This is a genomic window from Cohnella hongkongensis (assembly GCF_042654645.1).
In the GTDB taxonomy this organism is placed as follows: domain Bacteria; phylum Bacillota; class Bacilli; order Paenibacillales; family Paenibacillaceae; genus Cohnella; species Cohnella hongkongensis.
On sequence record NZ_JBHSEP010000007.1, the window covers coordinates 239505 to 250191 of the forward strand.

A 10687-nucleotide genomic window follows, 5' to 3' on the forward strand; every position below is an offset into this window, starting at 1 on the left:
ACAATTGCTTCAGGGGAAACTAAGCGCAACCCCATTGTAAGGCGAATTCGAAAAGGGTGTAAACCTTTTTTCGAATGCGAGCCGCCGTTCCGCGGGCGGCGGCGTCGCGAATCAGGGAGAGGATGAAAGGCGATGAAGGAGTCCGAAGCGACGCTTGCGCGGCTGCCCGCCTCGCCGGAGGGGGGCCGCGTCAAACCGGACCGCAATCGATTCTGGCGCTATTTTCGGATGAATTACGATCTGTATCTCATGTCCGTTCCGGGTCTGATTTTCCTGATCGTGTACAAATTCGCGCCGCTGCTCGGTCTGACGATAGCTTTTAAGGATTTCAATCTGTTCGCCGGCGACAATATCGTCGACTCGATTCTTCGCAGTCCGTGGGTCGGCATGAAGCATTTTAACCGGATTATGGAGGACGAGGCTTTCCTCAGGGTCATCAGCAATACGTTGATCATCAGCCTGTACAAGCTGGTGTTTCTCTTTCCGGTTCCGATCCTGATCGCCGTCATGTTGAACGAGCTGCGCATCCGCTGGATGAAACGCTGGGTGCAGACGATCGTGTACTTGCCGCACTTTTTGTCGTGGGTCATTATTTTTGGCTTGTTCTATTCGCTGTTCGGCTCCTACGGGATGATCAACCAGGCGCTGGAGGCGTTCGGAATCCGAAGCATCAGCTTTTTCTCGGATTCCTCATGGTTCCGCTCGCTGCTTGTGTTTACGGAGGGCTGGAAGGAGAGCGGCTGGAACACGATTCTGTTTCTGGCGGCGATGACGGCGATCGATCCGCAGCAGCAGGAGGCGGCGGTCATGGACGGGGCGGGCAGGTTTAAGCGGATCTGGCACATTACGATTCCCGGCATCGTTCCGGTCATTCTGCTCGTCTTTATTTTGCGGCTGGGACAAATCTTGAACGCCGGCTTCGAGCAGGTGCTGGTCATGTACAATCCGGCGGTCTACGACGTTGCGGACATCATTCAGACGTTCGTCTACCGGATCGGTCTGGGCAAAATGGATTTCAGTCTGTCGACAGCGCTCGGTCTGTTCGAGTCGGTCGTCGCGTTTCTTCTGATCTTCTCCAGCAATCAGCTCAGCCGGCGTTATCTGGGGAAAAGCATCTGGTAGAACCGGAGACAGCAAGCGGAGAAGGTGAAGGTGTAAACGATGAACAACATTCGCAATCGGTCGGACAGAGCGTTCGACACGCTGAATACGGCTCTGCTCGTCGCGGTCGGGCTCATCTGCCTGCTGCCCTTCCTGCACGTGCTGGCCAAGTCGCTCAGCGACCAGGCGTCCGTCATGGGCAATCGGGTGACGTTCTATCCGATCGGCCTGCACGGAGGGGCGTTCCGCTTCGTGTTCGAGCATACGCGGTTTCTCGACGCGCTGAAGGTGACGGCGCTGGTGACGGCGATCGGTACGGCACTGAGCATGACGATCACGGTGCTCGCGGCGTATCCGCTCTCGAAGCCCGAATTCAAAGGCCGCAAGGCGATTCTGCTGCTGTATGTGTTCAGCATGCTGTTCTATGGCGGCATCATTCCCGGCTACATGCTGATGAAGGAGCTGGGGCTGCTCGATACGATGTGGGCGATGATCGTGCCGCTGCTCGTCGTGCCGTTTAATCTGTTCGTATGCAAAACGTTTTTCGAAGGGATTCCCGAAAGCATCGAGGAGTCGGCGAAAATCGACGGCGCGTCGAACTTCCGGATTCTGCTGCGGATCGTGCTGCCGATCTCGCTGCCGGTGATCGCGACTTTGAGTATTTTCTACGCGGTCGGTTATTGGAACAATTATTTTCACCCGCTGATCTACGTCAACTCGATCGATCTCAAGCCGCTGCAGCTTTTTCTGTTCGATACGATCGCGAACACGGAGGAGCTGCTACAGGAGCAGCCGGATTCGGTCCGGCTCAGCATGGCCCCGGAGGGATTCCGGGCAGCCGCCGTCATCTCCTCGATCGTGCCGATTCTGCTCGTCTATCCGTTTCTGCAGCGCTATTTTGTAACGGGGATGACGCTGGGATCGGTGAAAGGCTAGGGTGGAGAGAAGCGGTTCATTAAAAAACGTTATCGAAAAGGGAGGCCACATCGCAATGTGGGGACGTCACAAATGGATGAAAGCGGGAATGATCGCGACAGCGGCGGCACTGCTGCTGACGGCATGCTCCGGGGGAAGCGGGCCGGCGGCCGGCGAATCGGGAGCGGGGGCAACGGAATCCGCGTCGGCGACCGGAGGGAAGCCGAGCTTGAAGGTGCTGGCGTTCAACGTCGGCTTCGATCCGAATGCCGAGCCCGTCGCGAAAGACATCGAAGAGACGACGGGCTACAAGATCAGCTACACGCTGCTGCCGAAGGATAATCCCGAGGAAAAGCTGAATATCGAGATCGCGTCCGGCGCCAACTACGATATTTTGTCGCTGACGCCTACGCAGTTCCATACGCTGGTGGCCCAAGGGGCGCTTCAGCCGATCGGGGAACTAGTGGACAAGCACGGCGCGAACATGAAGGAGGCGATCTCGGAGGCTTCCTGGGAGCTTGGCAAGTACAATGGCGAGCTGTACGGCATTCCGCAGAAAAACGAACGGCCCAATATCGAGCAGACGATGATCGTCCGTCAGGACGTCATGGACGAGCTTGGCTTGGAAATGCCGGAAACGCTGGACGAGTTCTATGAGACGCTGCTGGCGATCAAGCAGAAGAAGCCGGACATGATTCCGCTGACGGGGGCGGGTATGAACGTGCCGATGGTGCTGAGCGCGTTCGGCCTGTACACGGGATGGGCGGAAGACGAGAGCGGCCAGCTCTTGCCGAGAATTAAGCGGCCGGAGATGAAGGAATATATGACGTTCATGAAAAAGCTGTTCGACGAGGGTCTGCTCGACAAGGATTGGCCGATCAACAAATCGGCGCAGTCGCAGGAGAAGTTCGTCGGCGGCAAGGCGGCGATGATCTCGGGCGACTGGAACATGGCTTCGGGAATTCATGACGCGTTCAAGACGAACGTTCCGGAAGGCCGGATGGGCTACATGCCTCCGCTGAAAGGGCCCGACGGTTCGTCCGGGGTCGAGATGGCCGACAAGCTGCTCTACGTCCATGCCATTCCGAAATCTTCGAAAAATGCCGAGGACGCGATCAAGTTCATGAATCTGAAGCTGGAGAAAAATAACTTCACATTCCTGACGCTCGGCGAGGAGGGCGTGACCTTCACGGAGGAGAACGGCGTCTACAGCCCGATCATGCCGACGTTCACGGAGCAGAGAGGCAGCGCCTACTTCTTCCTGAACGGCATTCGCGAGGTGGAATACGCCGACATGTGGCTGGCGCGTCTTCGCCGCACCCCGACGCTGTTCGAGGCTTTCAACGAGCTCAACAAGGATTTCGACACCTATGCGAAGCGCAATCCGATCGCGTTCATGCCGCCGATCGAGGCGGTCGGCAAAAACCTGCCGAGTCTGACCCAAAGGGAGAACGACTATTTCCTGCAGGTGCTGCTGAGCGGGGAGAAGATCGAAGAGTTCGACAAGTTCCTGAGCGGCTGGGAGTCGGCCGGAGGCGGCGAAGTGTTGAAGGCGGTTAACGAGTGGTACGTCACGACAAAAAAATAAAGACAGGTGGGAGCGGGAGCATGAAATCGATTGTAGAACCGGCTCGAAGCGTTCCGGTCGTCGCGGAGCCGGACGTGCTGGTCGTTGGCGGAGGGCCGGCCGGAATCGGAGCGGCGGTGGCCGCGGCGAGGAACGGCGCCAAGGTGCTGCTCGTCGAGCGCTACGGATTCGTCGGAGGCAATCTGACGGTGGCGATGGTGAATCCGATGTTCACTTTCCACGACGTGAACGGCAATCAGGTCATCCGGGGAATTGCCGGCGAGGTGGTCGAACGGCTGGTGGCCAAAACGGCCTCTCCGGGCCATGTGACCGACCTGACGTTCGATAACGCTTCAATGTCGCCCTTCGACCCGGAAGGTATGAAGCTGGTGCTGTTCGAAATGCTGCGCGAGGCGGGCGTCGATCTGATGCTGCATTCGGTGTTCGCCGATGCGTATGCCGAGGACGGGAAGGTGACCGGCGTCATCGTCGAGAACAAGTCCGGTCGGCAGGCGATCCGAGCGTCGGTGGTGATCGACTGCTCGGCGGACGCCGACGTGGCGGCCAGAGTCGGAGCCCCGTTCGTGAAAGGACGGGAATCCGACGGCGCGATGCAGCCGGTTACGCTGTTTTACCGGGTGGCCGGCGTCGATGTGGGAAGGTTAAAGGCGTGGATGAAGGATAACAGGCAACTGCTCAAGGATTCGCCGACCGACGAGGAGATCGATTCGCAGAGCGCGCTTGCTTTTCTCGGGATGAAGGAGATCATTCAGGCTGCGGTGGAGCGCGGAGAATATCCGAAGGACGCCGCTCCCCGGATTCTCATGTACGAGCTGCCGCGGGAAGGACAGTTCGCGGTCAACTGCACGAGGCTTCAGGGCATCGACGGCACGAACGTGCGGGATTTGACGCGGGCCGAGATCGAGACGAGACATCAGGCTTGGGCGGTCACCGAGTTTATGAAGCGGAACATCGGAGGCTTCGAGCGCGCATACGTGCTCGACACGGGCGTGCAGGTAGGCGTGAGGGAGACGCGTCATATCGTCGGCGACTATACGATGACCGAGGAGGATGTGCTAAGCAGCCGGGCGTTCGCGGACGGCATTGCGTGCGGGACGTTCGCCATCGACATTCATCCGCCCGAGGGCGAGCAGCAGGTGTTCACCGGCTCGGGCAAGGCGGTGTACGAAATCCCGTACCGCAGCTTGCTGCCGCAAGGCGTGGACAATCTGCTCGTAGCCGGCCGCTGCGTCTCGGCGACGCATAACGCATTCGGATCGGTGCGGGTCATGGCGACGGCGATGGGCATCGGTCAAGGAGCGGGAACGGCGGCCGCGTTGGCGGCGAGCGGGGGCATAGGCGTCCGGGACGTGTCGGCGGCGGAGGTCCGCAGGCTGCTCGTGAAGCAGGGACAGTATTTAATGGAAGCGGACGGCGTGGAGAAGGTCGTGGACGAAGGCCTGCGTCTGACGAAGACGGAAGGGTCCGGAAGCGCGGCCAGCCATCATAACCCGTTCGCGGGGCGGAGCGGAAGCTAGAAGGGGGATTGCGGCATGAAAGCGGGCATTGTCGTCGACAAGGACGAACGATTGGGGCAGGTCAGCCCCTATCTCTACGGACAATATTTTGAGCATCTGGGCAACTGCATGTACCCTGGCGTCTGGGACGGGAATTCGCCTCTGTCGGACAGGCACGGGCTGCGACAAGACGTGACGGAGGCGGCGCGGGAGCTGGGCGTTCCGGTCATTCGCTGGCCGGGAGGCTGCTTCGTCGACCTGTACGACTGGAAGGACGGCGTCGGGCCGAGGGAGAGCCGGCCGACGCGTCCGAACTGGCATTGGGGCGGGCTGGAGTCGAATGCGTTCGGCACGGACGAGTTTCTGGAATGGTGCGAGCAGGTCGGAGCCGAGCCTTATGTCAACGTGAATCTGGGAACGGGAACGCTGGTCGACGCGCTGCGGTGGATCGATTACTGCAACGGAACGGATACCGCGGACGCCCGGTGGCGGAAGGAGAACGGACGCGACGAGCCTTACGGCGTCAAGCTGTGGGGAATCGGCAACGAGACGTGGGGCTCCTGGGAGGCCGGCCGGCTTGACGCCGACGAATACGCGGCGAAGCTTGCGAACTGGGCGCAGTTCGTCAAAAAGTACGACGCGGGACTGGAGCTGCTCGGCGTCGGCTCGAACGAAGGCAACGATCCGGATTGGGATCGTAAGGCGGTGGAAGCGGCGGCTGAGCATCTCAGCTATTTGACCATTCATCTGTATGGCTGCTCGGTCGACCGGGAAAGCGACGCCGAGTATTATCCGATCGTGTACACGCCGGTCTATTTCGAGAACCAGATGCGCAAGATGAGAAACACGATCGAGACGACGCTAAGCCGGATGAAGCTGGAGCGGACGATTCGCATCTCGCTGGACGAATGGAACATTCGCCACTATGTGCCCGATCCGGCCGGCAAGGACGGTTATACTCTTCATCGGAACAGTCCGCGCAATCTTCAGGACGCGCTGTTCGCCGCCGGCGTGTTTCATGCGATGATCCGGCTCAGTCCTTCCGTCGGCATGGCCAATTACGTTTTCCTCGTGAACGGAAACGGCGTCATGAACGTCACGGAGGATCGCGTCGTCAAAACGCCTCTGTATCATCTGTTCAAGCAGTATCGGCAATGGATGGTCGGAGAGAGCGTGCGGGTGGAGGTGCAGTCGCCTTCCCGGCTGACGCCGGCGCCGCAGGTGAGCCATCCGGGCTACGGGGAGGAGCAGGCGAGAAAGCATCAGCCGGTATTGTCGCCCTATATCGATGCGGCAGGCGTGATCGGCGAGGACGGAAGCCTTCGCATCGCGCTGGTGAACCGCCATCTGGAGGAAGAGTGCGAGGTGACGCTCGGGCTTCCGGAAGGTTACGCCTCGACGGCCGAAGTATGGGCGCTGCATCATGAGGACATCCATGCGGCCAACACGGCGGAGGCGCCGGAGCGGGTCGTACCTGATGTGCGGGCAGCCGTCGCGGTGGAGAAAGGACTGCGCGTTCCGGCGCACAGCATCGTTCTGGTTCGGCTGGAGAAGAAGTAGAGAGTTAGCGTAACTTCTGAAATGAAAATCGGCAATCCTGCGGAGCGCGCAGGTTTGCCGATTTTTTTTGCAATTTCGGAGACGCGGGATGCGCTTCCCGGAGGTTGGACGCCTGTGGCGTGCTTAGGAAGCCGCCAGGCGGAACGGGAGGCTTCGCTAATCTGCAAGCCGCTTGCTCGCCAGGACGATGACGGCTCCGAGCAGGCCGAGCGAGGCGCCGAACAGGAAGCCGGCTTGCAATCCGCCAACGGTGTTGAGGCCGCCGGCGATGTACGGGCCTAGGAACATGCCGAGCGCGTAGACGGACTGATACAGTCCCATCGCGGTCGCGCGCTCGGCGGCGGCGAAGCCGCGAATGGCCAGGCTGAGCAGGAGCGGGAAGTACATCGCTTGGGCGACGCCGTTAACCGCTTGCGTCAGCACCAAAGTGCCCAAGCTCTGAGTGAAGGGGATAATGGCGGTAGCGGCGGCGGCGAGCAGGAAGCCAGCGATCATGATCGGACGCGTGCCGAAGCGGGGCGCGAGATAGCGGCCGCTCCACAGCGAGACGAGCGCGTGCGGAACCATGAACGAGACGACGATGCCGGTGAGCTGCGCTTCGCTTGCGCCGAGCTCGACCGCCTGCAGAGGCGTGAAGCCGAACATCGTCACGAACAGAATGCCGTGCGCCAGCACGGACAGCGTCGACACGAGCCAGAGCAACCGCGAGCGAAGCACGCGCGCGACGATCGTTCGGTCGACGGAGATCGGAGCGCTCTTCGGCTGCAGCGGCTGGCTCGGCCGCGGTTCGTAGACGAAGAAGGCTGCGACGGTGCCGACTGCGGCGACGCCGATCCCGCACAGGAAGGCGTTGTCCCAGCCGCCGGCGGAAGCGAGCCAGCCGCTTGCGCTCATGCCCGCGAGCTGGCCGAATACGGTCAGGAAGCTGAGCATGCCCATCGCCTGATGCGTCTGATTCGGCAGGTAGTAGGACGCGTACAGCACGGTGAAGGGAACCCAGGCCGCCGCGCTCACGCCGGCCATCAGCCGACCCGCCAGCGGACCTCCCCACGTTCCGGGCAGCAGGAAAAACAGGCAGCTGACGAGTCCCGCCAGCATGCCGATGATGAGAAAAGGCTTGCGCCGGGTCAAAGCGTCCGAATAGATGCCAAGCGGAAAGCGGGCGAGGACCTGCGTAATGCCGTAGCTGCCGAGAATGAAGCCGATCCAGCCCATCGACAGCCCGCGGTCGTGAAGATAGGGGCTCATGATCGGCACATAAATATAGAGCGTCGTCCAATACAGGATCGTCGCGGCGGCGAAGATCAGGTGCCTGCTTCGGACGAAAGGTTCGTCCTGCCGCTGTCGTGGCGGCTTCGCCAACTCGGGTGTCGGATGCATCGTTGCGGAAGTCCTCCTGGACGGATGATTTTATGAAGTGCGCCAAGGCTCTCTCTTACTTTAACGGATTCGCGGAACGATGGGAAGAAGGACCGACAGGGCCGCTGCCGATAGAGGGTTCCATTAACCGTACACAATGCGTCCGCCGTAATTGCTGGAGACGAACAGCATGACGATTCCGATGACGGACAAGGCCAGCAGACTGGCGGTGACGATCCGGTCAGCCTTTTTTCTGAATGCCAGCTTGAGGATAACGAGTGCGAGAAAAACGCCGAACGTGACGAACGAAAGATTTTGATGAGTTAGAATCAGTTCCTCTTCCGCTTGAAAGGCCTCAATCGCATAATCGGTGCTTCTCATGCCGGTAATCATCGTCGGGACCATCGCGATGACTCCGCCAACGAGCATGACGTTCGCCATTCGGCCGTAAAAATCGGGCTTCCAGACAGCAATCCATAAACTGACGGACCCTACAATCAGCATGACGATGGGAAAATGCAAGAGAACCGGGTGAAGTGTATCGGACATCCTTTCAAACCTCCTGTGCGCGAACTAAAGCCTTCGGATTGCCGGCAACGTATTTGTCGGCAAGGCGAAGAACGATTTCATTATAAAAAGCGGGGGTGCCGGATACAACAACCAATGCGGGAGGATATGTGCAGAATCGGACAGAAGCCGGTTCATTGTTCGGAAACAGGAGCGAAGGCGAAACAAGACGTCTGTGTTGAAGAAATCCAGAATCTGATATAATCTACCAATGATGGTGATGCTTATCAAGAAACAGAGGAGGGAGCTATGAAGATCAGAAAAGCGGATCGCAGGGTGTCCCGTACCCGGCATTTTCTGCATGAGGCGCTACTGTCGCTTATACAGGAGAAAGGCTATGAGGCGATCACCGTCCAGGACATTATCGACCGGGCCAATGTTGGCCGTTCGACCTTCTACGCCCATTTCTACGACAAACGCGATCTGCTGTACAACGGCTTTCAAATGCTGAAGGAAATGCTGACCGAGCAGCGTCCCTTTTCGTCCGAACGGCCTGTCAGCTCCCAGCACTTGTACTTTCCGTTCAGCTTGGTTATGTTGGAGCATGCCCGCGAACATTATCGGCTGTATCAGGCTTTTATCGGCAGGGAAAGCGGCGCCATGGTCCAGGAAAAAATGACGGAGCTATTTCGCGAGCTGGTCAGAGAACAGTTGAAAGCGCTCGAGAGTTCACATCGGTTCACGCTGCCGCTTGAGATGCAGGTATACTATATTTCCAATGCGTACATGTCACTCCTAAACTGGTGGCTGGACCATGAGATGCCTTATCCGACGACAAGGATGGACCAGATTTTTCACACGCTGGTGCTGCCGGGCATACAGGCTTCGGTGGAATAATAAACGTCCAGGTTTTTCGATGAAGTCGAGGTCTTTGGTGTAAATTTACGACAACCAGATTACTCAAAAGCTCGTAAGATAGCGTCATATGGAGGTGGAGATGTTGAACAATAAAAACATTAAACTCAGGATTGCCTGGATTATTCCAAACGTATTCATGTACTTTCTTTTCATAGGTTTTGGAACCTTTGTACTTATTAATGAAGATGGTCTAAGAGATTTCAATCGACTTGGCATTTGGGTATTCATGTTGCTTCTTGTACTTTTCGTTGCATTGTTTGGTTCGTATCGAATTTGGTCTTGGATAAAGCAAGGAAAAATGTAGCATTTGAATAACACAATATTCACGCGGGGGCCATTCGGCATACAAGAACGCCATACGATATCGATGCAAATCATAAAATGAGGGAAGTGTGTTTGTTGGAAACAAAACTTCAAGAAAATAATTTAGGACAAAGTCAACTTGGCATATCTGGACTTGGTGGATGGTTAGTTCTAGTTCAGATCGGAATGGAGTTGTCAAGAAAAGTGCAGTTTGAAAACACACTCATGAAGAAATCCTGTTGCTAGGCTGCTTGTGACAGCATTCTTTCACGATAAATCGATGGGGGCCAGCCCCCTGGATTCGTGGTGTAGATCCGCCGCCTGTTGTAGTAGACCATAATGTATCTGAAGATGATCGATTTGATCTGCGCCATCGGGTAGTGTTCGGTTTTGATCTTGTACAGCTTTTCTTTCTTTAGCGTAGCAAAGAAGCTTTCCATTCTTGCGTTGTCATAGCAGCGCCCTGTGCCGCTCATGCTCTGAATGGCACCGTGTTTAGCCAGACACGCTCGGAATGCCTGACTTGTGAATTGGCTGCCGCGATCGCTGTGATAGATCATGCCGCGCGCGTTTCTTGCCTTGCACGCGTTCTCAAAGGCTTGGATGCAGAGCTCCTTGCGCATGTTGTCGTCCATGGCAAGGCCGACGATCTCTCCGTTGTAACAATCCAGCACCGCGGACAGATAGAGCTTGCCATCTGAACAAGGCACTTCGGTGATATCCGATAGCCACTTTTGGTTCGGTGCCGAGGCGCTGAAGTCTCTTTGGATCAGGTTCGCGCTCTTTTGAGCTGCGGCATCCTCGCGTGTAATGCCGTTCGGGTGACGCTTCGCTTTCTGCAGCAGCCCGTGCTTCTTCATGAGGCGATAGACGGTGCTGTAGCTGGTGTGGATGTCTATTTGCGACAGCGCCAGCAGCATGCGCCGGGCACCGTAATTTT

General features: G+C 57.7%; 9 protein-coding genes. 6 read left to right on the plus strand and 3 right to left on the minus strand.

Annotated features, from left to right (window positions below; genetic code table 11):
- Window positions 1-132 precede the first annotated feature (132 nt).
- Genes ACFO3S_RS12345 through ACFO3S_RS12365 form a run of 5 tightly spaced genes read left to right on the plus strand, consistent with a single transcriptional unit; the run spans window position 133 to window position 6660 of the window.
- Window positions 133-1122 carry an ABC transporter permease gene (locus ACFO3S_RS12345; RefSeq protein ID WP_378096026.1) on the plus strand — a complete coding sequence of 330 codons (990 nt, stop codon included), beginning with the start codon at window positions 133-135 and terminating at the stop codon, window positions 1120-1122.
- A 39-nt stretch (window positions 1123-1161) separates the two neighbouring features.
- On the plus strand, window positions 1162-2037 hold the full coding sequence (locus tag ACFO3S_RS12350; RefSeq protein ID WP_378096029.1) for a carbohydrate ABC transporter permease: 876 nt from the start codon (window positions 1162-1164) through the stop codon (window positions 2035-2037).
- A gap of 55 nt (window positions 2038-2092) precedes the next feature.
- Window positions 2093-3604 (plus strand): extracellular solute-binding protein, encoded by a 1512-nt coding sequence (locus tag ACFO3S_RS12355; protein ID WP_378096032.1) that lies wholly within the window; start codon window positions 2093-2095, stop codon window positions 3602-3604.
- A 20-nt stretch (window positions 3605-3624) separates the two neighbouring features.
- Window positions 3625-5121: an FAD-dependent oxidoreductase gene (locus tag ACFO3S_RS12360; RefSeq protein ID WP_378096037.1), complete on the plus strand. Its 1497-nt coding sequence runs from the start codon at window positions 3625-3627 to the stop codon at window positions 5119-5121.
- A 15-nt stretch (window positions 5122-5136) separates the two neighbouring features.
- Window positions 5137-6660 (plus strand): alpha-N-arabinofuranosidase, encoded by a 1524-nt coding sequence (locus ACFO3S_RS12365; protein ID WP_378096040.1) that lies wholly within the window; start codon window positions 5137-5139, stop codon window positions 6658-6660.
- Window positions 6661-6816: 156 nt separating this feature from the next.
- Here ACFO3S_RS12365 and ACFO3S_RS12370 read toward each other — a convergent pair whose 3' ends face one another.
- Both ACFO3S_RS12370 and ACFO3S_RS12375 read right to left on the minus strand, forming a co-directional pair.
- The gene (locus tag ACFO3S_RS12370; RefSeq protein WP_378096043.1) at window positions 6817-8040 is read right to left on the minus strand and encodes an MFS transporter; all 1224 of its coding nucleotides are present in this window, start codon (window positions 8038-8040) and stop codon (window positions 6817-6819) included.
- Window positions 8041-8163: 123 nt separating this feature from the next.
- Complete coding sequence (locus ACFO3S_RS12375) at window positions 8164-8568, minus strand: DUF2231 domain-containing protein (RefSeq protein WP_378096045.1); 405 nt, start codon at window positions 8566-8568, stop codon at window positions 8164-8166.
- Window positions 8569-8835: 267 nt separating this feature from the next.
- Here ACFO3S_RS12375 and ACFO3S_RS12380 point away from each other — a divergent pair, with 267 nt between their 5' ends.
- Entirely contained in the window at window positions 8836-9423 is a 588-nt protein-coding gene (locus tag ACFO3S_RS12380) for a TetR/AcrR family transcriptional regulator (RefSeq protein WP_378096048.1), read from the plus strand.
- A gap of 566 nt (window positions 9424-9989) precedes the next feature.
- Here ACFO3S_RS12380 and ACFO3S_RS12385 read toward each other — a convergent pair.
- A partial coding sequence (locus ACFO3S_RS12385) for an IS3 family transposase (protein ID WP_378096051.1) occupies window positions 9990-10687 on the minus strand: 698 nt, incomplete at its 5' end.